At 73.9% G+C, this 23885-nt stretch carries 21 protein-coding genes; 4 read left to right on the top strand and 17 right to left on the bottom strand.

Annotated elements, in window-relative coordinates:
- Positions 1-2 precede the first annotated feature (2 nt).
- From ACNNMR_RS33770 to ACNNMR_RS33725, 10 genes are all read right to left on the bottom strand, one after another.
- Positions 3-377, bottom strand: a complete 375-nt coding sequence (locus tag ACNNMR_RS33770; RefSeq protein WP_419998490.1) for an OB-fold nucleic acid binding domain-containing protein — start codon at positions 375-377, stop codon at positions 3-5.
- A gap of 52 nt (positions 378-429) precedes the next feature.
- The gene (locus tag ACNNMR_RS33765) at positions 430-1116 is read right to left on the bottom strand and encodes a response regulator (RefSeq protein WP_419998489.1); all 687 of its coding nucleotides are present in this window, start codon (positions 1114-1116) and stop codon (positions 430-432) included.
- 46 nt (positions 1117-1162) lie between these two features.
- Positions 1163-3715, bottom strand: a complete 2553-nt coding sequence (locus ACNNMR_RS33760) for an ATP-binding protein (RefSeq protein WP_419998488.1) — start codon at positions 3713-3715, stop codon at positions 1163-1165.
- A gap of 50 nt (positions 3716-3765) precedes the next feature.
- Positions 3766-4473 carry an ABC transporter ATP-binding protein gene (locus ACNNMR_RS33755; protein WP_419998487.1) on the bottom strand — a complete coding sequence of 236 codons (708 nt, stop codon included), beginning with the start codon at positions 4471-4473 and terminating at the stop codon, positions 3766-3768.
- The gene (locus tag ACNNMR_RS33750; RefSeq protein WP_419998486.1) at positions 4470-5378 is read right to left on the bottom strand and encodes an ABC transporter ATP-binding protein; all 909 of its coding nucleotides are present in this window, start codon (positions 5376-5378) and stop codon (positions 4470-4472) included. The genes ACNNMR_RS33755 and ACNNMR_RS33750 overlap by 4 nt, the downstream gene beginning before the upstream one ends.
- On the bottom strand, positions 5375-8176 hold the full coding sequence (locus ACNNMR_RS33745) for a hypothetical protein (protein WP_419998485.1): 2802 nt from the start codon (positions 8174-8176) through the stop codon (positions 5375-5377). The genes ACNNMR_RS33750 and ACNNMR_RS33745 overlap by 4 nt, the downstream gene beginning before the upstream one ends.
- Complete coding sequence (locus ACNNMR_RS33740; RefSeq protein ID WP_419998484.1) at positions 8173-11517, bottom strand: FtsX-like permease family protein; 3345 nt, start codon at positions 11515-11517, stop codon at positions 8173-8175. Before ACNNMR_RS33740 ends, ACNNMR_RS33745 begins: the two co-directional genes overlap by 4 nt.
- A gap of 176 nt (positions 11518-11693) precedes the next feature.
- Positions 11694-12452 carry a DUF3710 domain-containing protein gene (locus ACNNMR_RS33735; RefSeq protein ID WP_419998483.1) on the bottom strand — a complete coding sequence of 253 codons (759 nt, stop codon included), beginning with the start codon at positions 12450-12452 and terminating at the stop codon, positions 11694-11696.
- Position 12453: 1 nt separating this feature from the next.
- Positions 12454-12969 carry a dUTP diphosphatase gene (dut, locus tag ACNNMR_RS33730; RefSeq protein ID WP_419998482.1) on the bottom strand — a complete coding sequence of 172 codons (516 nt, stop codon included), beginning with the start codon at positions 12967-12969 and terminating at the stop codon, positions 12454-12456.
- Entirely contained in the window at positions 12966-13529 is a 564-nt protein-coding gene (locus ACNNMR_RS33725) for a PaaI family thioesterase (RefSeq protein WP_419998481.1), read from the bottom strand. Before ACNNMR_RS33725 ends, dut begins: the two co-directional genes overlap by 4 nt.
- Positions 13530-13568: 39 nt before the next feature.
- Between ACNNMR_RS33725 and ACNNMR_RS33720 the strand changes: the two genes are divergently transcribed.
- The gene (locus tag ACNNMR_RS33720) at positions 13569-14018 is read left to right on the top strand and encodes a DUF3093 domain-containing protein (protein ID WP_419998480.1); all 450 of its coding nucleotides are present in this window, start codon (positions 13569-13571) and stop codon (positions 14016-14018) included.
- Here ACNNMR_RS33720 and ACNNMR_RS33715 read toward each other — a convergent pair.
- From ACNNMR_RS33715 to ACNNMR_RS33700, 4 genes are all read right to left on the bottom strand, one after another.
- A complete protein-coding gene (locus tag ACNNMR_RS33715; protein WP_420000573.1) occupies positions 13993-14652 on the bottom strand; it encodes a hypothetical protein in 660 nt (219 codons plus the stop codon). The genes ACNNMR_RS33720 and ACNNMR_RS33715 overlap by 26 nt on opposite strands.
- Positions 14653-14752: 100 nt before the next feature.
- A complete protein-coding gene (locus tag ACNNMR_RS33710; protein ID WP_419998479.1) occupies positions 14753-15052 on the bottom strand; it encodes a DUF4193 domain-containing protein in 300 nt (99 codons plus the stop codon).
- A 377-nt stretch (positions 15053-15429) separates the two neighbouring features.
- Complete coding sequence (locus ACNNMR_RS33705; RefSeq protein ID WP_419998478.1) at positions 15430-16692, bottom strand: sensor histidine kinase; 1263 nt, start codon at positions 16690-16692, stop codon at positions 15430-15432.
- A 16-nt stretch (positions 16693-16708) separates the two neighbouring features.
- Complete coding sequence (locus ACNNMR_RS33700) at positions 16709-17362, bottom strand: response regulator transcription factor (RefSeq protein ID WP_419998477.1); 654 nt, start codon at positions 17360-17362, stop codon at positions 16709-16711.
- A gap of 320 nt (positions 17363-17682) precedes the next feature.
- On the opposite strand from ACNNMR_RS33700, the gene ACNNMR_RS33695 reads away from it, so the two are divergent.
- Positions 17683-17859 (top strand): hypothetical protein, encoded by a 177-nt coding sequence (locus ACNNMR_RS33695; protein WP_419998476.1) that lies wholly within the window; start codon positions 17683-17685, stop codon positions 17857-17859.
- A gap of 54 nt (positions 17860-17913) precedes the next feature.
- Here the strand turns inward: ACNNMR_RS33695 and ACNNMR_RS33690 are convergent, their stop codons facing one another.
- Complete coding sequence (locus tag ACNNMR_RS33690; RefSeq protein WP_419998475.1) at positions 17914-18714, bottom strand: inositol monophosphatase family protein; 801 nt, start codon at positions 18712-18714, stop codon at positions 17914-17916.
- Positions 18715-18722: 8 nt separating this feature from the next.
- Entirely contained in the window at positions 18723-19868 is a 1146-nt protein-coding gene (locus tag ACNNMR_RS33685; protein WP_419998474.1) for a ferrochelatase, read from the bottom strand.
- 68 nt (positions 19869-19936) lie between these two features.
- Here ACNNMR_RS33685 and ACNNMR_RS33680 point away from each other — a divergent pair, with 68 nt between their 5' ends.
- Complete coding sequence (locus tag ACNNMR_RS33680) at positions 19937-21250, top strand: D-arabinono-1,4-lactone oxidase (RefSeq protein WP_419998473.1); 1314 nt, start codon at positions 19937-19939, stop codon at positions 21248-21250.
- A gap of 1 nt (position 21251) precedes the next feature.
- Here the strand turns inward: ACNNMR_RS33680 and ACNNMR_RS33675 are convergent, their stop codons facing one another.
- Complete coding sequence (locus tag ACNNMR_RS33675; RefSeq protein ID WP_419998472.1) at positions 21252-22289, bottom strand: hypothetical protein; 1038 nt, start codon at positions 22287-22289, stop codon at positions 21252-21254.
- A gap of 370 nt (positions 22290-22659) precedes the next feature.
- On the opposite strand from ACNNMR_RS33675, the gene sepH reads away from it, so the two are divergent.
- Positions 22660-23793, top strand: coding sequence for a septation protein SepH (gene sepH, locus ACNNMR_RS33670; protein WP_419998471.1), 1134 nt, complete (start codon positions 22660-22662; stop codon positions 23791-23793).
- The last annotated feature ends 92 nt before the right edge of the window (positions 23794-23885 follow it).

Below are 23885 nucleotides of genomic sequence, written 5' to 3'. Positions count from 1 at the left end.
CGCTACTCCTGTCCGGTGGGTCGCAGTTCGTACTTCGGGTTGAACAGCACGCGCCGCCCGTGGCTCATCGCGATCCGGCCGGAGGCGCTCATCCGCCGGCCCGGCTCGATGCCCGCGATGGAGCGGCGGCCGAGCCAGACCACGTCGAGCGAGTCGGTGCCGTCGAAGAGCTCCGCCTGCAGCGCCGGGGTGCCGGCCCGCGGCTGCATGCGCACCGTGCGCAGCACGCCGATGACCCGGACGACCTGTCGGTCCTGGCAGTACCGGATCTCGGTCGCGGCCTCCTCGGCCGGCTCCTGGGGCAGCGTGTCGCCGTCCTCCTGCGCACCGGAGGCGGCGATGCGGTCGAGGAACTTGCGGAAACGGCCCGTACTCATGCGGGCAGGGTACCGGTTCCGGGTGGACGGACGGCCACGGCCGCCTGCCGCCTCAGGGCTCGAACCGGTATCCCATGCCCGGTTCGGTGACGAAATGGCGCGGGTGTGCGGGGTCGGCCTCCAGCTTGCGGCGCAGCTGGGCCATGTAGACCCGCAGATAGTTCGTCTCGGTGCCGTACGACGGGCCCCAGACCTCCTTCAGGAGCTGCTTCTGGGCGACCAGGCGGCCGGAATTCCGTACCAGCACCTCCAGCAGATGCCACTCGGTCGGGGTCAGCCGCACATCGCGGCCGTCGCGCTGCACCTTCTTCGCCGCGAGGTCGACGGTGAAGGCCTCGGTCTTGACGATGGAGACGTCGCCGCCGTCGGAGGCGCCCGGCTCGGCGCGGCGGACGGCGGCCCGCAGCCGGGCCAGCAGCTCGTCCATGCCGAAGGGCTTGGTGACGTAGTCGTCGGCGCCCGCGTCCAGGGCCTCGACCTTCTCGTCCGAGGAGTGCCGGGCGGACAGGACCAGGATGGGCACGCGGGTCCAGCCGCGGATGCCGCGGATGACGTCGACGCCGTCCATGTCGGGCAGGCCGAGGTCGAGGACGACCACGTCCGGATGGCGGTCGGCGGCGAGCTGGAGGGCGGTGGCGCCGTCGTGGGCGGCGTCGACCTCGTACTTGCGCGCCTTGAGGTTGATGACGAGGGCACGCACGATCTGCGGCTCGTCGTCGACCACCAGGACCCGGTGCATGGCACCTGCCTTTCTGCGTTTACGGAAGCGGGGGTAGGTCGCGTCGCTATGTCGTGGCCTGGGCCGGGAGGTCCGCGGGGGCCGGGGGTGCGGTGGCGGCCACCGGGAGCGTCAGCACCATGGTCAGGCCGCCGCCGGGGGTGTCCTCCGCGACCAGGGTGCCCTCCATGGCCTCGGCGAAGCCGCGCGCCACGGCGAGGCCGAGGCCGACGCCCGCCCCCCGGGGGGCATCACCGTAGCGCTGGAAGGGCTCGAAGATGCGGTCCTTCTCGTCGTCGGGCACCCCGGGCCCGCGGTCGACGACCCGCAGCTCCACGCGGGTGCCGAGGGCGCTGGCGCGGACCAGGACGGGCTCGTCGGCGGCGCTGTACTTGACGGCGTTCTCGACCACATTGGCGACGCTGCGCTCCAGCAGGCCGGGGTCGACGGAGACCATCGGCAGCGTCTCCGGGATGTCCAGGACGACGCTGCCCTCCGGCACCCCTACCAGGGCCTTCGGCACCACCTCGTCCACATCGATGGCGCGCACCAGCGGCCGTACGGTGCCGGTCTGCAGCCGCGACATGTCGAGCAGATTGCCGACGAGGGCGTCGAGCCGGTCCGCGCCCTGCTCGATGGACTCCAGCAGCTCGGCCTCGTCCTCCTGGGACCAGGCCACGTCGTCGGAGCGCAGGGAGCTGACGGCGGCCTTGATGGCGGCGAGCGGGGTGCGCAGGTCGTGGCTGACGGCGGCGAGGAGGGCGGTGCGGATGCGGTTGCCCTCGGCGAGCTTGCGGGCCTCGGTGGCCTGCGCGGCGAGCCGCTGCCGGTCCAGGACGGTGGCGGCCTGGGCGGCGAAGGCGCCGAGGACGCGCCGGTCGGCGGCGGGCAGCTTGCGGCCGGTGAGGGCGAGCGCGAGGTGATCCCCTACGGGCATGTCGACGTCGGCGTCGTCGGGCCGTACGAGCTGCTCGGGCACGGTCCCGGCCCGGCCCGCGCAGGTCCACGCGTCGCCGCCGTCGCCGTCCCGCTCGAAGAGCGCCACCGACTCCATCGCGAACGTCTCCCTGACCCGCTCCAGCAGCGCCTCCAGGGACGTCTCGCCGCGCAGCACACTGCCCGCGAGGTACGACAGGATCTCGGCCTCGGCGCGCAGCCGGGCGGCCTGGTGCGTACGCCGGGCGGCGAGGTCGACCACGGACGCAACGGAGACGGCGACGCCGAAGAAGATGCAGACGGCGACGATGTTCTTGGGGTCGTTGATCGTCCACTGGTGGGTGGGCGGCATGAAGTAGTAGTTCAGCAGCAGCGAGCCGAACGCGGCCGAGGCCAGCGCGGGCAGCATGCCGCCGAGGAGCGCCGCCGCCACGGTCAGGCACAGGAACAGCAGGACGGTGTTCGCCAGCCCCGTCTGCGGGTCGGCGAGGGTCAGCAGATAGGTCAGCAGCGCCGCGCCCGGCAGCCCGACCGCCCAGCCGGCCAGGGCTCGCCCGCGACCGAGCCGGGCGCCGCGCGCGATCGGCAGCCCGCGCCCGGCGCCGACCTCGTCGTGGGTGACGATGTGCACGTCCAGGTCGGGCCCTGAGTCGCGGGCCACGGTGGCGCCGACGCCCGGTCCGAAGATGTACTGCCAGGCCTTGCGGCGGCTGGAGCCGAGCACGATCTGGGTGGCGTTGACGCCGCGCGCGAACTCCAGCAGCGCGTCCGGGATGCTCTCGCCTATGACCTGGTGGAAGGTGCCGCCGAGGTCCTCGACGAGGGTCTGCTGGACGGCCAGCTCCTTGGGGGAGGCCGCGGACAGGCCGTCGCTGCGGGAGATGTACACGGCGAGGACCTCGCCGCCCGCGCCCTTGGTGGCGAGGCGGGCGGCGCGGCGGATGAGGGTGCGGCCCTCGGGGCCGCCCGTAAGGCCGACGACGATGCGCTCGCGGGCCTGCCAGGTGTCGCGGATGCGGTGCTCGCTGCGGTATTCGCGCAGGTAGTCGTCGACCCGGTCGGCGACCCAGAGGAGCGCGAGCTCGCGGAGGGCGGTGAGGTTGCCGGGGCGGAAGTAGTTCGACAGGGCGGCGTCGATGCGGTCCGGGCGGTAGATGTTGCCGTGCGCCATGCGGCGGCGGAGCGCCTGTGGCGACATGTCGACCAGCTCTATCTGGTCGGCCTTGCGCACCACCTCGTCGGGCACGGTCTCCCGCTGCCGCACGCCGGTGATGTTCTCGACCACATCGCCGAGGGACTCCAGGTGCTGGATGTTGACGGTGGAGACGACGTCGATGCCGGCGGCCAGCAGCTCCTTGACGTCCTGCCAGCGCTTGTCGTTACGGGAGCCCGGGACGTTGGTGTGCGCCAGCTCGTCCACCAGCGCGACCTCGGGGCGGCGGGCCAGCACCGCGTCGACGTCCATCTCCTCGAAGCCGGAGTCGCGGTAGCCGATGGTCCTGCGGGGTATCTGCTCCAGGCCGTGCAGCATGACCTCGGTCCGCGGCCGCTGGTGGCACTCGACGAAGCCGACGACGACATCCGTGCCCCGCTCCACGCGCCGGTGCGCCTCGGACAGCATGGCGTAGGTCTTCCCCACACCCGGCGCCGAGCCCAGGTATATGCGCAGCCGTCCACGTCCCATGAGACGAGCGTACGGCGAACCAATAGGGCAAAGCGGACGGGAGGCCCTGCTCAGACGGTCTTGACGCTTTCCTGATGCGCCGGGTCCCCGGGGGCCAGCAGCCCGTCGCCCAGCTCCAGCACCCGGTCGGCGACGTCGAGGACCTGCTGGTCGTGGGTGGCGATGATCGCGGTGACGCCCTCATCCCGTACGACCGAACGCAGCAGCCGCAGCACCTCGACCGAGGTGTCCGCGTCCAGCTGCCCGGTGGGCTCGTCGGCGATCAGCAGCGCCGGATGGTTGGCCAGGGCGCGGGCGACGGCGACGCGCTGCTGCTGGCCGCCGGAGAGCTCGCCGGGGCGCTGCGCGGCGTGGTCGGTGAGGCCGACGAGGGCGAGCAGCAGCGCCACCCGCTCCTCGCGCTCCCGCGCCGGGGTGCGGCGCAGCCGCAGCGGCACGCCGACGTTCTCGGCGGCGCTCAGGATCGGGATCAGCCCGAAGGACTGGAAGACGAAGCCGATCCGGTCCCGGCGCAGCCCGAGCCGCTCGGCCTCGCTCATGCCGGCGAGGTCGCGGCCGTCGACGGTGATCCGGCCCTGCTGGGTGGAGTCGAGCCCGCCGATCAGGTTCAGCAGCGTGGTCTTGCCCGACCCGGAGCGGCCGCGCAGCGCGACGAGCTCACCGGGCGCCACCTCGAGCGAGACGCCGCGCAGGGCGTGTACGGCGGTGGGGCCGCTGCCGTAGGTGTGGTGGACGTCCTGCACGGTGACGACGCTCATGACGCGTCCTCCCCCTTCTCCTCGTCGTCCGCACCGGCCCGCCACACGCCGATGTGGTCCTCCTCCGGCGTGAGCCTGACCCGGTCGCGGAGCCGGTAGCGGTCAACGTACTCGCGCGGCAGCTGCAGCCGCCCCACCCGGTCGAGTACGGCGTACTCCTCGGCGCCGCCCGCCGCGGCGCCGTCCCGCAGCGTCTCCGTCGAGGTGCGGCCGTCGCGGATCCTGATCGTACGGCGCACGTGCTCGGAGACCTGGGTGTCGTGGGTGACGACGAGGACGGTGGCGCCGAGCTCCTCGTTGGCCCGCCGCAGCGCGCCGAACACCTCCGCCCCGCTCGCGCTGTCCAGCTCGCCGGTGGGCTCGTCGGCGAGCAGCACCCGCGGCCCGTTCGCGGCGGCCACGGCGACGGCTACGCGCTGCTGCTCGCCGCCGGACAGTTCGGCGGGGGTGCGGTCGCGGCAGTCGCCGATGCCGAGGGCGCCGAGCAGCTCGGCGGCGCGGGTGCGGCGCTCGCGGCGGGGGCTGCGGGCATATTTCATCGGCAGCATCACGTTCTCCAGCGCGGTCAGCTGCGGCAGCAGATTGCGGGCGGTCTGCTGCCAGATGAAGCCAACGGTGCCGCGCCGGTAGCCGAGCCGCTCGCGGCGGCCCATGGCGAGCAGGTCGTGCCCGGCGACGGCGGCCCGGCCCGCGGTGGGCAGGTCGAGGCCGGAGAGGATGCCGAGGAGGGTGGACTTGCCGGAGCCGGAGGCGCCGACGAGCGCGGTCATCTCGCCGGCGGCGACGGTCAGGTCGAGGCCCTGCAGCGCCTGCACCTCGACGCCGTCGGTACGGAAGATGCGGACGAGGTTCTCGCAGTGGATGACCTCGCCCTCGGCCGCCGGTGCGCGATCAGGTGGTGTCATGTCTCGTCTCCCAGTCTCAGCGTGGCCCCCGAGCCGCGCCGCCCGGCGGCCGCCGTCTCCAGGGCCACCGCGCACGCCACCAGCGCGACCACACCGGCGGCCAGGGCCGCGGTGAGCACATAGTCGGTCTGCAGGGCCGGTTCCGCCGGGGTGCCGGCCAGGTCGCGCAGTTCCAGGGCGGGCCCGAGGACCGCGGGCAGCGCCAGGCCGAGCGCCGTCCCGCCGGCCACCGCGGCCAGGGTCATCGGCAGCAGCTGCAGCGCGTTGAGCGCGGTGGCCGGGCGGCTGCCGAAGCCGAGCAGCCGCAGCCGTGCCAGGGTGCGCCCGCGCTCGGGTGCGGTCAGCGCCAGCTCCAGCAGCACCGCGAGCAGCGCCAGCAGGGCCGCGGCCGCCCCGCACACGGCGCTCACCCGCTGCGCGGGCCGCAGCACGTCGCCCGCACCGGCCGCCCGCTCTTCGGTACGGAAGATCAGCGCGTCGTCCGCCCGGAGTCCGACGACCCCGCTCGCCGTGGCCAGGGCGCGCAGCTGCGCGGGATCAATGCGCTCGCCGTACAGCAGCAGCACCCGCTCGCCGGGCTCCCGCATCCCGGCGCGCTCGGCCGCCGCCATCGCGCGGGCGTCGGTGAGCAGCAGCGGGGCGGAGCTGCCCGGGGCGTCGCCGCGGGCCCGGAGCAGCGGCCCGAGCACCGGGTCCGCGGCCGCGTCCCGGCCGAGTTCGGCGACGACGCGGAGGTGTACGGAGGCGCCCTTGAAGTCGGCGGTGTAGGTGTCGCCCGCGGTGCCCGCGGAGCCCACGGCCGGTATCTCGACGCGGCCGCCGCGCCGTTCGGCGGCGCCGAGCCCGCGCAGTGCCCCTGCGGCCGGTGCGCCGGGCCTGGCCGCCGCCAGCCGGCCGGGGTCGAAGGCCACCAGGTCGGCGGTGCGCCTGCTCAGACCCGTACGGTCGCTGACCAGGCCGGTGCTGTACCCGGTGACGGGCACGGCGTGCTCGACGCCGGGGGCCGCCCGCAGCTCGGCGCCCTCGTTCTGCAGGCCGGTGACCACGGCGTCGGCGCCGCCGGTGCGCCAGTCGAGGCCGGTGCGCCGGCCCTCGGTGACGGTCTCGGAGACCAGGCCGGTGAAGACCGCCGTGCCCAGGGTGGTCACGAGCACCAGCAGCGCGAGCGCCTTGGCCGGCGCCTCCTTGGCCGCCCTGGCCAGCGCGATGAGCCCGACGGCGCCGCGGCCGCGCCCTGCGAGCCTGGCCAGGGCCCGTACGGGCAGCGGATACAGCCGGATCAGCACGACGACGACCGCGAGCCCGGCCAGCACCGGCACCGCGGCCAGCTGCGGGTCGGGGCCCGAGGTGGTGCCGCGGACCCGCAGCGCGACGATGCCGGCGACGGCCGTCAGCAGCACCGCCGCCTCCGCGGTGAGCCGGACCCGGGCAGGGCGCCGGACGCCGGTGTCGGGCTCCGCGCGGCGCAGCCGGTGTTCCCGGGTGCCGGCGGCGGTCAGCGCCGGCGCCGCGAGCCAGGCCGCCGCGGCGACCGCGACGGCCCACCCCATCTGCAGCGACGTTCCGGCGGGCACCGCGAGCCGGGCGGCGAGCAGTCCCGCCGCCAGCCCGGCGGCCGCGAACGGCGCGGTGAGCAGCGCCCGTTCCGCGGCCAGCCCCGTCGCCGAGGCGCCCCGGGCCCGGCGCAGCTGGTCCCTGGCGGCCCGGCGGACCACCGCCAGCCGCGCGACGACCGCGACGGTGGCCAGCCCGACCGCGGCCACGGCGGCCAGCGCGAACGAGCTCAGCAGCGCGGCCTGCCCCCACTCGCCGCCGAGCCGCCGGATCACCGGCGTGGCCTCGTCCTCGACGTCGGGCGCCAGGTTCCGGCCGACGGCGTACGAGTTCAGCACCACGATGTCGTCCCAGATGTGCGCCTCCCCCGCCTGCCGGTACGCCGCGAGCCCGCGGATCAGCCCGGCCCTGCCGTCGTCCCCGGCGTACCGCGCGGCCCGCGCCCCGGTCAGCCGCAGCGGGACCCGCCAGTCCACGGTGAACTGCGCCGTGCCGCCCTGGAAGACGGCAGGCAGCGACCCGAGCGCGAACAGCGCCTCGGCCTGCACCACCCCGTCGGCCCGCAGCGGCTGCGCGAGCAGCGGCCGCACCTTGCCGAGCGCGGCCGGGCCGCGCGCCGCGGGCGTCCGGAAGACGCCGCTGACCACCATCGGCCCCGTGTAGCCGTGCCGCCGGTAGACGCCGCCGAGGTGCTGGCCCGGCGCGTTGGCGTCGATACGGGACCCGGGCCGCAGCCGCAGCGCGTCCCGGGTGCGGGTGGAGACGGCGATCTCGACCGGCTCGCCGGGCCCGGCGGCGCGCGGCGGCCGGCCGGCCACGTAGGCCGGGGCCCGCGGCGCGTCGTCGGTGTGCAGCAGCCGCAGCAGGGTCGGCCGCCCGCCGATCCTGGCACCGGTTTCCGGCAGGGCGATGTGCGCGGTCGGCAGCCCGAGCGGGCCGACCAGGTGCTTCGGGCGCTGCTTGGCCAGATTGCCGCGAATCACCTGGAGGTCGGAGGCGAGCACGGGCGCCTTCACGTTCTTGTCGAAGTCGAGGCCCGGCCGGAAGCTTCTGCTGAAGCGGATCGCCGCGTCGGACTCCTGCGCGTCGGCGAGCCGGGCCGCCAGCACCCGCCCCTCCGTCCGGTCCAGCAGCGGCGCGGCGGCGGCGCTGCCGCCGGCGAGCAGCGCGATCAGCACCAGCAGCCCGGCGAGCAGCGGCAGTTCGGCCCGTATCTCGCGCAGTGCCGGGGGTGTGCGTGTCATGCGCCGCCCTCCTCCTCGCCCGCCCGCAGCACCCGCGCGAGCTCCACCCGCGCCAGCACCCGGGCCGCGGCCGTCACGGCGAGGCAGATGACCAGCGCCGTACCGGCGGTGAGCAGCAGCACCCGCCCCCACGGCACGACCGGCACCAGCTCGGGGTAGACCGCCGCGCCGTGCTCGTCGACCCCGAACACCGGCGTGACGACGCAGGCCAGCGCGGTCCCGGCGACCGCCCCGACCACCGCCCCGTACAGCGCCAGGCCGAGCTGCTCGGTCCACAGCACCCCGGTGACCTGCCGGCGGCGCACCCCGAGCGCCCGCAGCAGCGCGAACTCGCCGGCCCGCCGCCGGACCGCGAGCACGGTGTGCAGCGCGAAGCCGATCACCGCGAAGGCCGGGGCGAGCACGAGGCACAGCACGTACGCCGTCTCGGGGGCGGTGCGCAGCGGTGCGGCGGCGAGGTCCGTCCGGGTGTGCGGGATGTCGGTGGCGGTGCCCAGCTCCGGGGCGCGGCGGACGGCGGCGAGCGCGGCGGAGGCGTCGCCGCCGTCCGCCGAGAGCCACCAGAACGCCTCGTCGCTCAGCGGGGCGCGGCCGAGCCGCACCAGGACGGCCGACAGCATGCCGCTGTCCACCAGCAGCCGCGGCTCCCGGTGGTCGAAGCCGGGGACGGCGCCGATCCGGCCGACGATTTCGACCGGGACCTTCTGGTTGTCGACCGTGACCTCGACCCGCTGGCCCGGCCGGGCCTCGCCGGAGCTGATCAGGCGGTCGTCGGCGAGCGCGGGCACCGGCGGCAGCGGCTCCCGCCGCGGATAGTCGAGCCCGAGCCCGAGCCGCCAGCTCAGCCACTTCTCCGGCAGCGCGGTGTTGGGCCCGCGCAGCACGGCGTCGAGCAGCTTTCCGGGGCCCGGCCGGTGCTCGCACAGCACGTATCCGGTGGCGTCCCGCGCATAGGCTTCCGGCCGCCCGGGGCCGCCCGTGCCCGGGCAGCCGGCCAGCCGCTTCGCCGGCCCCTCGGGCATGACGTCACGCCACTCCACGTCCTCGCCGGCGGCCTTGAACCTGTCGATGGTCAGCCGGTACGTGCGCCGCTCGCTCTCGCGCTGGGTGCTCAGCTGCAGCGACGTGATGCGCAGCGGATACGCGCGCCGGCCGAGCTCGATCCGGATGTCCCGCGCCTTGCCGTCGGCGGCCGGCAGCACCTGCCCGACGTCGTGCGCCAGGCCGTCGGCGTCCTCCAGCGTCACCCCGAGCCGGAACGGCTCCGGGGTGCCGGGGCCACTGGCGTCCAGCCGGACCCGCAGGTCGAGTGAGCGCGGCCGGCCCGGCAGCGGGATGCCGTGGGCGGGTGGCTTCGGGGCGAGCCGCCGCAGCTGCCCGCCCAGCTCGCCGCCGGTGATGTCCGGCCGGGCGGCGGGTGCCGGGCCGCTGCCGCCCGCGCGCTGCGTGGGGGCCAGCGCGCGGGCGTTCACGGCGGTCAGGCCTGCCGACTCGCCGCCCACGGTGGTCGGTACGTCGACGACCGGACTCACGGCGGCGATCCCGGGCAGTTGCTCCAGCCGCCCGCGCCGCTGCGGCCCTGGCACATAGCCCTCCTTGTCGCCCTCCGGCCGCACCTGCAGGTCCGCCCCGACCTGGAAGGCGGCCTGGTCGCGGTCGCCGCGCTCCATGATCGCCACGGCGGTGCCGCTCAGCGTGGCCACCGCGAGGGCCAGCGCCACGAGCAGCAGCGGCCCCGCATGCCCGCCCGAGCGGCGGCCCAGCTGCCAGCCGCCGAGCGGCAGCACCAGGCCGCTGGAGCAGCGGGCGAGCCGGTCGAGGGCGCGGCCGGCGAGCGGCAGCAGCCGCAGCGCGAGCAGCACGGCGGCGGCCGTCATCGCGACCGGCGCGAGCACCAGCACCGGATCGAGGGTGCCGCCGCCCGCCACCGGACTGCGATACGTCACCAGCTGCCGCCAGGCCAGCACCGCGACCGCCGCCAGCGCCAGGTCCGTACCGGCGCGCTGGAAGCCCGCCCAGCGCGCCCCGCGCCACCGCAGCCGGACCAGCGCCCGCCGGTCCCGCGCGGCCCGTACGGCAGGACCGAGCACCGCGGCGCCGTGCACCAGCAGGGCGCCCGCCGCGACCGTCCAGCCCGCCGCGGTGGCGGCGGTCGGCGGCGGCGCGGCGTCCAGCAGCCCGGCGTCGTGCAGCAGCCGCAGCAGCGGCCCGGCCAGCAGCGGGCCTGCGACCGCGGCGGGCACCGCGACCAGCGCCCAGTGCGCCGCCGCCGCGCCCGCCAGGTGCAGCGTGCCGCCGCCGCGGGCCGCCCGCAGCGCCTGCTCGGCCTCGCGGTGCGCGGCGAGCTGCCGGGCGGTCAGCAGCAGCGTGGCCGTGGCCAGCGCGGCCAGCAGCGCCGCCGGAATGTACATGCCGGCGCGGGTCACCGAGACCGGGACGTCCAGGGTGCGCAGCGCGTACGGCAGGTCGGCCTCGGCCTCGGCGTCCGCGATCGGCGCCCGCCGCCCCTGGAAGACCGTGAGCTCCGGCTTGCTGCCGCCGAACGCCGCCGACCGCTCGCGCAGCGGCCCGATGTCACCCAGCCGCAGCCGCGCCGCGTCCGGCACCGCCAGCCAGGTCGCGGTCGCGTCCCCGGCGAGCTTCGGCGTACGGGCGAAGGCGCCCGGCGCCGTCAGCGCCACGCTGTCCGGAGTGCCGAAGCTGCCCGTCATCCGGTCCCACAGCGGGGCATCGGCGTCGCGCGGCCGGTAGGTGCCGGTGATCCGCGCCTGCAGGGTGTCGTCCTTCCCGCCCAGGATCAGCGTGCTGCCGGGGCGCAGCCGGTGCCGCTCCGCGAAGTCGCTGTGCACCGCGATCTGCAGCGCGTCCCCGGCCGCCGGCCAGCGGCCCGCGGTGAGCCGCACATGCCGGGCGGGCCGCTCGGGCGCCAGCAGGGTGAGCGCCACGGCGGCTTCAAGGGTGTTGTCGGAGAGGCTGATGCTGCCGCCGGAGCGCACGGTCAGCTGGTCGGTGTCGTCGGCGGGCGCCCGCAGCAGCGTCTCGGTGCGCTGCGGCACCCCGCCGTAGACCCGGGCCAGCGCGGCCCGTACGGGCCCGTCCGCCGCGCGCACCCCCTCGGCGTCGTAACGCCCGGTGACCCGGACCGCCGCGCCCTGCTCGGCGGCGAGCCGCCGCTGCGCGCCCTGCTCCGCCTCGTGCTCGGTGAGCGCCACCAGGGCCGCCAGCACGGTGACCGCGAGCAGCACGGCGAGCCCGGCCGCCGCGAGCACGAGCCCGTGCCGCGGCCGCCGTCTTAACACGCGCGGCCGCGGCCGCACCGTGCCCCCCGCGGTGGCGGTCATGCCGTCGCGCACCCCCGTACGTGGTCCAGACCCTGTCGCGGAGCGTACGGGACAAGGTCAGGATCATGTCAGGCCACGGACCGCCGACTTGACGGATTCGTTACGGCCGCCCACGACACGCCGCAGGCGGCGCCCGGAAGCTCCGGACGCCGCCTGCCGTGTGGGACTACGCGTGCCTAGCGGACCTCGGTGATCTCCGGGCCGCGCTGCAGCTGGTCGATGCCGCCCGCGAAGCGGGAGCCCTCCTGCTGGTCCTGCTGGACCCCGTCCGGCACCATCTGGGCGTCGCTCGGCAGCTTCAGGACGATCGGGTCGCGGGGCGCCATTGGCGACTCGCCGCGGACCACGACGGCGTCGCGGAAGATCTGCTCCAGCACCCCGGCGGCCTGCGGCTGCACCGCGCCCTGGCCGGAGATCACGCCGCGCAGGAACCAGCGCGGGCCGTCCACGCCCACGAAGCGGACCACCTGCACGCCGCTCTTGCCGTCCGGCAGCTGCACCGGCACCTGCGCCCGCAGCTCCCAGCCCAGCGGCCCCTCGATCTCGTCGACGATGCCGCCCTGCTGGGTGATGCCCGAGGCGATCTCGGCGCGCACCTCGCCCCAGATGCCCTCGTTCTTGGGGGCGGCGAAGGCCTGCAGCTGTACGGCGCTGTCGCGCAGCACCACGGTCGCGGCGACGATCTCCTCGCCGGCGACCTCCACCCGCAGCTCCATGCCGTCGACCCCGGGCACGTACACCCCGCCGAGGTCTACGCGGCCCTCCTCGGGGGCGTCCACCTCCGTGATGTCCCACGGCCCGTCGGGCCGCGGCGCGGGCGGGAGGGCGTACGAGGACTTCTCGTCCTCCGGCTCCTCCTCGTCGACCTCGGCCTCAGCGCCGTCGGCGAGCTGGTCGACGGGCTCCTCGTGCCCCTTGCGACGACGTCCGAACACGTCACTGTCCTTCCCGGTCGGCAACGACCGAAGCGTAACCCTGGGCAGCGGTGAGATCCCCCAGCGAGGCGTGACCTCCCGTGGATCCATGACCCCCCGCGCCCCTGGCGGAGCCGGGGAGCTCGGCCACCTCATGGAAGCGGGCCTTCTCCACCTGCTGGACCACCAGCTGGGCGATCCGGTCGAATCGCTCGATCTTGACGCTTTCGCGCGGATCGAGGTTGACCACATTCACCTTGATTTCCCCACGGTACCCGGCATCCACGGTTCCCGGGGCATTCACCAGCGTGACGCCGCAGCGGGCCGCGAGACCCGACCGCGGGTGCACGAAGGCCGCGTACCCATCAGGCAGCGCGATAGCCACACCGGTGCCCAGCAGCACCCGCTCGCCGGGGGCGAGCTCGGCGGCCTCGGTCGTCACCAGGTCGACGCCGGCGTCGCCCGGATGTGCGTACGACGGCAGCGGCACCTCGGGGTCGGTGCGGCGGATGAGGATGTCGACGGGCTCACGGGTCACGGGTTCACCTCGAAGGCGCGGGCGCGGCGGACCTGGTCCGGGTCGTCCATGGCGGCCTTGATCTCTTCGTCGCGGCCGTGCTCGATGAAGTGGTCCACCTTCACCTCGATGAACAGGGCGTCGGCCTTGACCGCGATCTCGCCGTCGGGGCCGCCGAGGCGGCCGGTGGCGGTGGAGTAGATCTTGCGGCCCTGGCGCCCGGTGACCCTGGCGTCGAGATGCAGCTTCGTGTCTACGGGCACGGGGCGGACGAAGTCCGTCTCCAGCCGGCCGGTGACGGCGATGACCCGCAGCAGCCAGTTCAGCGAGCCGAGGGTCTCGTCCAGCGCGCTGGCGAGGACGCCGCCGTGGGCGAGTCCGGGCGCGCCCTGGTGGGCCTTCTTGACCGTGAACTCCGCGGTGACGCTGACGCCTTCACCCGCCCGCGCGGCGAGGTGCAGCCCGTGCTCCTGGCCGCCGCCGCAGCCGAAGCACTCGTCGTAGTGGGGGCCGAGGAGCTCGCCGGGCGCGGGCGCGTCCGGATGCCGCTCCGGCGGCTTCAGGTTCGTACTGGCACTCACGTGGTCAGACCCTACCCGCGCGCGTGGCAGGCTTGGCACATGGCTTCAACGCAGTCGTACGAAGAACGTCTGAGCGCCCCGCGCTCGTGGTGGCTCATCGTGGCCCTGACCGGCCTCGCGGGGGCCCTGATCGTGACGCCGTACGGCGTCCTGGCCTCCCTCGGCGGCCTCGCCGCCGGCCTCGTCCTCGCGGGCGTGGCGGTCAGCTCGTACGGCTCGGCCCGCATCCGCGTCGTCTCCGACTCGCTGGTCACCCCCACGGCCCGCATCCCGCTCACCGCCCTCGGCAAGGCGGAGCCGCTGGACGCGGAGGAGGCGAGGGCCTGGCGCACGCATAAGGCGGACACGCGGGCGTACATGCTGCTGCGCGCGTATGTGCCGACGGCGGTACGGGTGGAAGTCACCGATCCGGAGGACCCGACGCCGTACTTGTACTTGTCGACGCGGCAGCCGGAGAAGCTCGTCAGCGCTCTTCAGTCGGCTCGATAACCATGCCCGGCAGGGCAGGCCGCTCAAGAGGCGAAGGCTCCAGCGCCTCCCAGTACACCTGCCGGCGCCGCAGATCCCGGCGGATCCGGTCGGCGAGGTGGTGCGTCTCGCGGCGATTCATGATCGCCCCCGCGGCGGCGCCGATCATGAACGGCGCCAGCGTCGGCAGATTCCGCAGCGTCCGCTTCAGGACGCGCTGGCGCAGCTCCCTGCGCATCTGGGTGCCGAGCACGCCGTTCAGCGTGCGCGGCTTCAAAGGATCGATCCCCCGCTCGTCGGCCCACGCGCCGAGGTAAGCCGCGGCCCGCTGCCGGGCATTGCCGGCCGGCCGGGCGCCGTACACCTCATGCAGCTCGGCGATGAGCTTCAGCTCTATCGACGCCACCCCGGTCAGCTCCGCGGCCAGCTCGGCCGGCATCGCGGGCGGTACGGGCAGCATCGCCGCCGCCCCGACTCCGGCCCCTACGGTGGCGGTGCCCTTCTCGGCCCCGGCGACGAGCTTGTCGGCAAGCTCTTCAGGGCCGAGGCCGGGAAACTGACGCCGCAGGGTGTCGAGGTCGCGGACGGGGATGCGCGGGGCGTTCGCGATGATCAGGTCGGTGACCGCACCGGCCGCGGCGCGGGCGCGCCCCAGCGGGCGCGCCTTGGCGACCTCTACGGCCTTGCCGGGCTGGTCAAGCCCGTCGGCCTGTTCCTCGCGTTCCTTGCGCCCCACGCGCTTCACGCGTCCGACCTCAGGCCGCGCAGTCGCGGCAGATCGGCTGGCCGTTCTTCTCGGCGGCCAGCTGGCTGCGGTGGTGCACCAGGAAGCAGCTCATGCAGGTGAACTCGTCCTCCTGCTTGGGCAGCACCCGCACCGCGAGCTCTTCGTTCGACAGGTCGGCGCCGGGCAGCTCCATGCCCTCCGCGGCCTCGAACTCGTCGACGTCGACATTGGACGCGGACTTGTCGTTCCGCCGGGCCTTCAGCTCCTCGATGCTGTCGTTCTCGACGTCGTCATCGGTCTTGCGTGGAGTGTCGTAATCCGTTGCCATGGTTGTCGCTCTCCCCCTCTGGGTGTTTGCGGTGTCTCCAGCGCTCGTAACGCGTGAGAGGCCGGACTTGTGCCCGACCCGAGGCGGAGATTTTGCCTCACTTCAAGGCCTGTTATGCAATCGACACCCAACCGGACCCCTGAAGAGGTGATCGGGCCGGGTGGCGAAGGGGACCGTACACGGTCCGAATGGCGGACTCGCGCGCGCCACCCCCTGTAGTTCCCACCTCTATGGCCTGCGGAAACCCGGATCTTCCCGGACTTTTCCGGGCCGATCGCGATCCCCAGCGCACACGTTCGGACGCCATCGGGATTGTGATCGATCACACAGGACCCTCCCTTGTCGGAAACTGGCGTAAAACACTCGGTCCGAGCTGCTCAGACCGGGAGTGTGACGCGAATCTCAAGCCCGCCCCCCTCACGCGGCTCCGCCGTGACCGTCCCGCCGTGGGCGCGGGTCACGGACCGGACGATGGACAGACCGAGCCCGACGCCCTTGTCGCTGCCGGTGCGCTCGGTGCGCAGCCGGCGGAACGGCTCGAAGAGGTTGTCCACCTCGTACGCCGGGACGACCGGGCCCGTATTGGACACGGCCAGCACCGCATGGCCCGGATGCGCCTCGGTGGTGACCTCGACCCAGCCGCCCTCGCGCTGGTTGTAGCGCACGGCGTTCTGTACGAGATTCAGCGCCACCCGTTCAAGCAGCACGCCATTGCCCTGGACGTACGCCGGGGCGCGCACGCCGCGGAGCTCGACGCCCTTGGTGTCCGCCTCCGTGCGCACCTGGTCGACGGCCTGCGAGGCCACCTCGGAGAGGTCGACGGGCTTCCGCTCGACCAGCTCGTTCTCACTGCGGGCGAGCAGCAGCAGGCCCTCGACCAGCTGCTCGCTGCGCTCATTGGTGGCCAGCAGGGTCTTGCCGAGCTGGGCCAGCTCGGGCGTGGCCTCCGGGTCGGACATCTGCACTTCCAGCAGCGTCCGGTTGATGGCCAGGGGCGTACGCAGCTCATGGGACGCGTTCGCCACGAATCTCTGCTGGGCGTTGAAGGCCCGGTCGAGGCGGTCGAGCATCTCGTCGAAGGTGTCGGCGAGCTCCTTGAGCTCGTCGTCGGGGCCGTCCAGCTCGATCCGCTTGTGGAGATCACTTCCGGCCACGCTGCGGGCGGTGCGGGTGATCCGGCCGAGCGGCGAGAGCACCCGGCCGGCCATCAGATACCCGAGCGCGAAGGCGGCGATGGTGAGGCCGACGAGGGACAGCAGCGAGCGGCGCAGCAGCGAGTCCAGCGCGTGCGCGCGCTGGTTGGCCACGCAGGCGTCGAGGATGTCGTTGAACTGGTTCGACGGCAGCTCGCGGCCCTGCAGCTCCGGGCAGTAGTTGCTGGTCATCTGCAGCTGGCTGTCGCCGAGGACGCGGAAGGGCGAGGAGCCGCCGTTGTGCAGCGCCTGGGCGGCCAGCAGATAGATGATCGTCAGCAGCACCATCCCGGCCATCAGGAACATGCCGCCGTACAGCAGCGTGAGCCGTATCCGGATGGTGGGCCGCAGCCACGGGTACTGCCGGGAGGGGTCGCGCGGGTCCCAGGTGGGCTTCGGGGGTGGCGCGGACTGCTGGGGGGCGGTCAGGAGCTCTCTGTCTTCCATGGCTCGATCCGGTGGCCTAGATCCGGTAGCCGGAGCCCGGCACGGTGATGATCACCGGGGGCTCGCCGAGCTTGCGGCGCAGCGTCATGACGGTCACGCGCACCACGTTGGTGAACGGGTCGGTGTTCTCGTCCCAGGCCTTCTCCAGCAGCTGCTCCGCGGAGACCACGGCCCCGTCGGCGCGCATCAGCACCTCCAGGACGGCGAACTCCTTCGGCGCCAGCTGGATCTCCTGGCCGTCCCTGGACACCTCGCGGCGGTTCGGGTCCACCCGGATCCCGGACCGCTCCAGTACGGGCGGCAGCGCGGCCGTGGTGCGCCGGCCCAGGGCCCGTACGCGCGCGATGAGCTCGCTGAACGCGAAGGGCTTCGGCAGATAGTCGTCCGCGCCCAGCTCGAGGCCCTCCACCCGGTCGCTGATGTCGCCGGCGGCGGTCAGCATCAGCACCCGGGTGGGCAGCCCGAGCTCGACGAGCTTGCGGCAGACGTCGTCACCATGGACGACGGGCAGGTCGCGGTCGAGAACCACGACGTCGTAATCATTCAGATCGATGCGGTCGAGTGCGGCGGCGCCGTCGTAGACCACATCCACCGCCATGGCCTCCCGGCGGAGACCGGTGGCAACAGCATCGGCGAGCAGCTGCTCGTCCTCGACGACGAGTACGCGCAAGGCGGTGTCTCCCTCTTCTTCGCCCTCACATTGAGTGCACGTTGCGTGCTTGTGCACCCGTCCATCCTGCACGGAAGGACCATAAACCGGTGGTAAGGGGAGCCGCGGCGAACCCCTGTGGGGGCCGTGGAATCTTTTTCCCGCTATCGATGTTTTGCCGTTCGCTGGGGCGGGGAGGACGACTCCACACCCGCCGATCACCGCTGTGTATGCCCCTACCGAGCACGGCACACGAGCTGTAGCTCACCGGGCACGCCAAGTGATCACCCACCGTCGGCACACCCCGTGCCCACCGACCTATACCGACGAGGGGGCGCAAAATGGACGCATTCACCGCTGGTCTTCTGCAGCGCATAAGGAATACCGAGTCCGACATCGAGCAGGCCCGCGAGACGGGCGACGACTTCCTCGTCGAGGTCGAACAGGCAGAGCTGGAGGACCTCCGCCGACTCGCCGAACAGCACGGCGTCCCGGTGGAGGCCGGCCAGGCCCACTGACGCAAGCAACAGCAAGGCCCCCCGCTGCTCGCAGCGGGGGGCCTTGTCGTGTGCTCAGTCGCGCCAGGCGCCCAAGTCCTCCAGGATCGCCTGCAGCGGCTCGAAGACGCCGGGTGACCCGGCCACCGTCAGCTCGTGCGACGCGGGCTCGCCGGGGCGGCCGCCGGTCAGGGCGCCCGCCTCGCGGGCGATCAGGTCGCCTGCCGCCGCGTCCCAGGGGTTCAGCCCCCGTTCGTAGTACGCGTCCAGCCGCCCGCACGCCACATCGCACAGGTCGAGCGCCGCGGACCCGGCCCGCCGGATGTCGCGGACCTGCGGCAGCAGCACCCGTACGACCTCGGCCTGGGCCTTCCGGCGCTCCTTCAGATAGCCGAAGCCGGTGCCGACCAGCGCCTCCGACAGCGGCGGCGCCGGACGGTGGCGCAGCTCGGCGCCCTCCCGGTACGCGCCGCGCCCCAGCACCGCGTGGAAGGTCTCCCCGCGCTGCGGCCCGGCGACGACGCCGACGACCGTCTCGCCCTCGCACTCGGCCGCGATCGAGACCGACCAGTCGGGGCGCCCGTAGAGGTAGTTCACCGTGCCGTCGATCGGGTCGATGACCCACCGCACCCCGCTGGATCCGGCCACATTCGCGCCCTCCTCGCCGAGGATCCCGTCGTCGGGCCGGGCCTCCAGCAGGAAGCCGGTGATCAGCTTCTCCGAGGCGATGTCCATCTCCGTGACCACGTCGATGGGGCTGGACTTGGTGGCGGCGACCCCGAGGTCGGCGGGGCGGCCGCCGTGCAGCAGGTCGCCGGCCCGGCGGGCGGCCTCCTGAGCGAGGGCGAGGAGGTCGTCCTTGAGCTTATCGTTCACAGTGCTCCTCAGTCGGTGCCCGCGGCGGCGGGCCGTAGCGTACGGGCCGGGCAGCAGCCCGCCGGGCAGACGTCGTGGCTCGGCCCCATCGCGCCCAGGGCGCAGCGCTGCCGGCCGCCCGCTCCGCCGCCTCCGGCGGCATTGCGCTCGGTGGCCGCCCGCTCCAGCACCAGCTCCCGCAGCCCGGCGACGAAGCGCGGGTCGGCGCCCACGGTCGCCGAGCGGGCCACCGGCAGGCCCAGCTCCTCGGCCTTCGCCCTGGCCTCGGTGTCGAGGTCGTAGACGACCTCCATGTGGTCGGAGACGAAGCCGATCGGCGCCATCACCACGGCCGGCGCGCCGGCGCCGTGCACCTCCTCCAGGTGATCACAGATGTCCGGCTCCAGCCACGGGATGTGGGGGGCGCCGCTGCGCGACTGGTAGACGAGCTCCCAGGGGCGGTCGACGCCGGTGGCCTCCCGTACCCGCTCGGCGATGACGCGGGCGGTGTCCAGGTGCTGGGCGACGTACGCGCCGCCGTCGCCGTGGTCCTCGACCGGGCCTGAGGTGTCGGCGGAGGCGGTCGGGATGGAGTGGGTGCAGAAGGCGATGCGGGCGCCGTCGCGGACGTCGGCCGGGAGCTGCCGCAGCGCGCTCAGGACGCCCTCGACCATGGGCTCGATGAAGCCCGGGTGGTTGAAGTAGTGCCGCAGCTTGTCGATGCGCGGCGGTTCGATGCCCTCCGCCCGCAGCGCGGCGATCGCGTCGGCGAGGTTCTCGCGGTACTGGCGGCAGCCGGAGTACGAGGCGTAAGCGCTGGTGGCGAGCACCAGCACTCGCTCGCGGCCGTCCTGCGCCAACTCGCGCAGGGTGTCCGTCAGGTACGGCGCCCAGTTCCGGTTCCCCCAGTAGACCGGCAGGTCGAGCCCCGCGTCCGCGAAGTCCTTCCGCAGCGCGCCCAGCAGCTCGCGGTTCTGCGCGTTGATCGGGCTCACACCGCCGAACAGGAAGTAGTGCTGCCCGACCTCCTCCAGCCGCTCCCGCGGGATGCCGCGCCCCTTGGTGACGTTCTCCAGGAAGGGCACCACGTCATCGGGCCCCTCAGGGCCGCCGAAGGAGAGCAGGAGCAGTGCGTCGTACGGGGCCGTGGGCGACCCTTCAGGCAGTTCGGACATGCCATCGATCCTAAAGCGACCTGTGAGTAGGATCCCCGGCACCGGAGCTACGGGAGGGCATGACCCACATGACCAGCACCACCACGACCAGCACCTGGCGCAATTGGGCGGGGAATGTGACGGCCCGGCCGGTCCGTACCGTCTCGCCCGCGACGGCCTCCGAGGTCGCGGAGGCGGTGCGGGACGCGGCCGCCGCCGGGCTGAAGGTCAAGGCGGCCGGGACGGGGCACTCGTTCACGGCAGCGGCGGCCACGGACGGGGTGCTGATCCGGCCGGAGCGGCTGGCCGGGATCCGCGCGATCGACCGCGCGGCCGGGACGGTCACGGCGGCCGCCGGGACCCCGCTGAAGCAGCTCAACCTGGCCCTGGCGGCCGAGGGCCTGTCGCTGACCAACATGGGCGACATCATGGAGCAGACGGTCTCCGGCGCCACCGCCACCGGCACCCACGGGACCGGCCGCGACTCGGCGTCCATAGCCGCCCAGATCGCCGGGCTCGAACTGGTGACGGCGGACGGCCGGGTGCTGCAGTGCTCCGAGAAGGAGAACCCGGAGATCTTCGCGGCGGCCCGGCTGGGGCTCGGCGCGCTCGGGGTGGTCACGGCGGTGACCTTCCATGTCGAGCCGATGTTCCTGCTCACCGCGCGCGAGGAGCCGATGTCCTTCGACAAGGTCACGGCGGACTTCGAGCGGCTGGCGGCCGAGAACGAGCACTTCGAGTTCTACTGGTTCCCGCACACGGACAACTGCAACACCAAGCGCAACAACCGCAGCGCGGGCCCGGCGAAGCCGGTGGGGGCGCTGGGCGGCTGGTTCGAGGACGAGTTCCTGTCGAACGGCGTCTTCCAGGCGGCCTGCGCGCTGGGGAAGGCCGCGCCCGGCACCATCCCCACGATCGCGAAGATCTCCAGCCGCGCGCTGTCGGCCCGTACGTACACGGACATCGCCTACAAGGTCTTCACCAGCCCGCGCCGGGTGCGCTTCCTGGAGATGGAGTACGCGCTGCCGCGAGGCGAGGCGGTGGCCGCGCTCCGGGAGGTGAAGGCGATGGTGGAGCGCTCGGAACTCCGGGTCAGCTTCCCCGTGGAGGTACGGGTCGCCCCTGGCGACGACATCCCGCTGTCGACGGCGTCGGGGCGGGATACCGCGTACGTAGCCGTACACATGTACCGGGGGACACCCCATGAGGCGTATTTCGCCGCGGTCGAGGAGATCATGACGGCGCACGGCGGCCGCCCGCACTGGGGGAAGCTGCACAGCCGTGACGCTGCGTATCTGTCGGACGCGTACCCGCGCTTCGGCGAGTTCACGGCGCTCCGGGACCAGCTGGACCCGGAGCGCGTGTTCGCGAACGACTATCTGCGGCGGGTCCTCGGCGACTGAGTCAGCCCGCCGAGGACTCCGATTTCGGCAGCTGGGCGTCCGCCCCGGCACTGCCGCCCTCCGGGGAGGCGCCGCCGCCGTCCGACGTGCTCGGCTTCGGCGTCGGGGCCGGGGACTGCTTGCCGCCGTCGCCCTGACCGGAGTCGCCGCCGGTGTCCGGCGTCTTGCCCGGGTCGGGCTTCTGGCCGCCGCCCTGACCGCCCTGGCCGCCCTCGGAGGCGCCGGGGGACGTGTTGGTGGCGCCGTCGTCGCCGGTCCCGGGGGTCGGGTCCGTATCGCCGCCGCCGGACTTCTTGTCCTGCTTCCCGTCCTCGTCCTTCTGCTGGTCCTGCTGCTGGTGCTCCGAGTCGTCGGTGCTCGTACCGCCGCCTCCGCCGCCGAAGATCGAGCCGACGCTGGTGCCGCCGCCGTTGCCGCGCCCCCACACGTCGGACATCGACTCGCCGGCCACCGCCTCGACCGCGGTGATGGCGCCGATGCCGATGGCGAAGACGCCGGCGGCGGTGAGGGCGATGCGCTTCCAGCGCATGCCGCGCTTGGCGGAGCCGTGGACGGTGGCGTCGCCGTAGCCGGCGTCCGAAGGCGGGCCGCCGGGGGGCGGGTCGCCGGCGCCGGGCGGCGAGCCTCCGGCGCCGGGCGCGTCCGCGGTCAGCAGCGCGGTCGCGTCCGCCTGCGGCATCATCTGCGTGGCATTCAGCGGGCGCGTGGCATCGGTCACCGCCGCCGTCTCGCGGGTCTTGTTCAGCACCGGCAGCGCCTTGGCGACCTTCGTCGCCTTCGGCCCGTGCACCGCCGCTTCCTTGATCTGCTCGCCCGTGCGCCGGAAGACGTGCTGGAACACCGCGCCGCCCGCGGTCGCGCCCACGCTGACCACCCCGGCGCCGATGATCGTGCCGTACACGCCCATGCTGGAGGCGAGGAACGCGGTGACCACGGTGGCCGCCGCGCTGCCCGCGACCTGCGCGCCGCTCAGCTCGATCTTTTTCTGACCGTCGGCGGGCTGTTCCGTGTCGGTATCCGACTGTTTCTGCATCCCCATCCCAAAAATCGCTCTTTCGGCCCCCATCCTCGACTGAAACGACACCTTTGCGGACCGGATAGTTCCGAATACGGACATTCTGTGATCCACTCCACGCCGCGGGACAGCCCGGCCAACCAACTCCCGCAATCCCGGAGAACTTAGGCGGCGTGCCGGTCCACTACGGTGGTCCGAATGGAGTACTGTGGCGAACCCGTGCTCCGGTGTCCCGTCCGGCAGGTGACTCCTCGGTCACTCTGCGTTGCAAACTGGTAACCGTGCCATAACGGCGCATCGGGCCCACGGCCCGACACGCCGGGCAACTCGGCAATGTTGTGGCAGGCTGCACCCGGGCAGGCCACACTCGACTAGCGGAAGCAGCGACGCACACGTGACGTCGGCAGGCACCACCCGGGAGGTCCCCATGCCCGAACTGCGTGTCGTGGCCGTCAGCAATGACGGCACACGGCTGGTGCTGAAGGCTGCGGACTCGACGGAGTACACCCTTCCGATTGACGAACGGCTGCGCGCCGCCGTCCGGAACGACCGTGCCCGGCTCGGCCAGATCGAGATCGAGGTCGAGTCGCACCTGCGGCCCCGCGACATTCAGGCCCGCATACGAGCCGGAGCCTCCGCGGAGGAGGTCGCCTCGCTGGCCGGCATCCCGGTGGACCGGGTCCGGCGCTTCGAGGGTCCGGTGCTCGCCGAGCGCGCCTTCATGGCCGAGCGTGCCCGCAAGACGCCCGTGCGCCGTCCCGGCGAGACGGGCGGCGGCCCCACGCTCGGCGACGCCGTCTCCGAGCGGCTGCTGCTGCGCGGGGCGGACAAGGACACCGTGCAGTGGGACTCCTGGCGCCGCGACGACGGCACCTGGGAGGTCGTCCTCGGCTATCAGGTCGCGGGCACGCCGCACTCCGCGGGCTGGACGTACGACCCGCCGCGGCGGCTCGTCCAGGCCGTGGACGACGAGGCCCGCTCGCTGATCGGCGAGACCGATGAGGCGCCGGAGCCGAGCTTCCCGTTCGTGCCCCGGATCGCGCGGCTGCCGCGCGACGAGGCGCCCGGGCGGGACGCGCAGGGCCCGGAGGAGTCCCGGGACCGCGACCGGGATCGCCCCGGCGACCCCGCGAGCGGCTCGGGCAAGGGCGACTCGCTGACCAGCCTCCTGGAGTCGGTGCCGAACTTCCGCGGCGACATGGTCGTCCCGAAGCCCGCGCCCCCGCCCTCCGCGCCCGTCCCGAAGGAGCGGGCCCCGGAGCCGGAGCCCCCGGCCCCGGCGGTGCCGCCGGTCATGCCGCCGACGGAGCCGGAGGAGCAGCGCGAGGAGCCGCCGGCCCCGGCCGCGAGCGCCGGCTCGGCGTATGCGGACGTCCTGATGCCGCGCTCGGTGGGCGCCCACCGCGACCGCCTGACGGGCAACACCGACCGCCAGGCGGAGGCGGACGGCGTCCGCCCCGGCCGCCGCGCCGCGGTCCCGTCCTGGGACGAGATCGTCTTCGGCAGCCGCCGCAAGAAGCCGGAGTAAATCCAGGCGTACGACAAGGGGCCCCGCGCAGAGCAATCGCGCGGGGCCCCTTGTCGTACTCGAAGAGGTGCTCGACGGAGCGGGCGATTCGG

Source organism: Streptomyces boninensis, from assembly GCF_048572725.1.
GTDB lineage: Bacteria > Actinomycetota > Actinomycetes > Streptomycetales > Streptomycetaceae > Streptomyces > Streptomyces boninensis.
This window is presented reverse-complemented; position numbering and strand designations above follow the sequence as displayed.

Bases quoted from the DNA above. Each gene is read 5' to 3' on its own strand.
- ACNNMR_RS33770 (WP_419998490.1), bottom strand. From the start codon at position 377: ATGAGTACGGGCCGTTTCCGCAAGTTCCTCGACCGCATCGCCGCCTCC.
- ACNNMR_RS33765 (WP_419998489.1), bottom strand. From the start codon at position 1,116: ATGCACCGGGTCCTGGTGGTCGACGACGAGCCGCAGATCGTGCGTGCC.
- ACNNMR_RS33760 (WP_419998488.1), bottom strand. From the start codon at position 3,715: ATGGGACGTGGACGGCTGCGCATATACCTGGGCTCGGCGCCGGGTGTG.
- ACNNMR_RS33755 (WP_419998487.1), bottom strand. From the start codon at position 4,473: ATGAGCGTCGTCACCGTGCAGGACGTCCACCACACCTACGGCAGCGGC.
- ACNNMR_RS33750 (WP_419998486.1), bottom strand. From the start codon at position 5,378: ATGACACCACCTGATCGCGCACCGGCGGCCGAGGGCGAGGTCATCCAC.
- ACNNMR_RS33745 (WP_419998485.1), bottom strand. From the start codon at position 8,176: ATGACACGCACACCCCCGGCACTGCGCGAGATACGGGCCGAACTGCCG.
- ACNNMR_RS33740 (WP_419998484.1), bottom strand. From the start codon at position 11,517: ATGACCGCCACCGCGGGGGGCACGGTGCGGCCGCGGCCGCGCGTGTTA.
- ACNNMR_RS33720 (WP_419998480.1), top strand. From the start codon at position 13,569: ATGGCTTCAACGCAGTCGTACGAAGAACGTCTGAGCGCCCCGCGCTCG.
- ACNNMR_RS33710 (WP_419998479.1), bottom strand. From the start codon at position 15,052: ATGGCAACGGATTACGACACTCCACGCAAGACCGATGACGACGTCGAG.
- ACNNMR_RS33705 (WP_419998478.1), bottom strand. From the start codon at position 16,692: ATGGAAGACAGAGAGCTCCTGACCGCCCCCCAGCAGTCCGCGCCACCC.
- ACNNMR_RS33695 (WP_419998476.1), top strand. From the start codon at position 17,683: ATGGACGCATTCACCGCTGGTCTTCTGCAGCGCATAAGGAATACCGAG.
- ACNNMR_RS33685 (WP_419998474.1), bottom strand. From the start codon at position 19,868: ATGTCCGAACTGCCTGAAGGGTCGCCCACGGCCCCGTACGACGCACTG.
- ACNNMR_RS33680 (WP_419998473.1), top strand. From the start codon at position 19,937: ATGACCAGCACCACCACGACCAGCACCTGGCGCAATTGGGCGGGGAAT.
- ACNNMR_RS33675 (WP_419998472.1), bottom strand. From the start codon at position 22,289: ATGGGGATGCAGAAACAGTCGGATACCGACACGGAACAGCCCGCCGAC.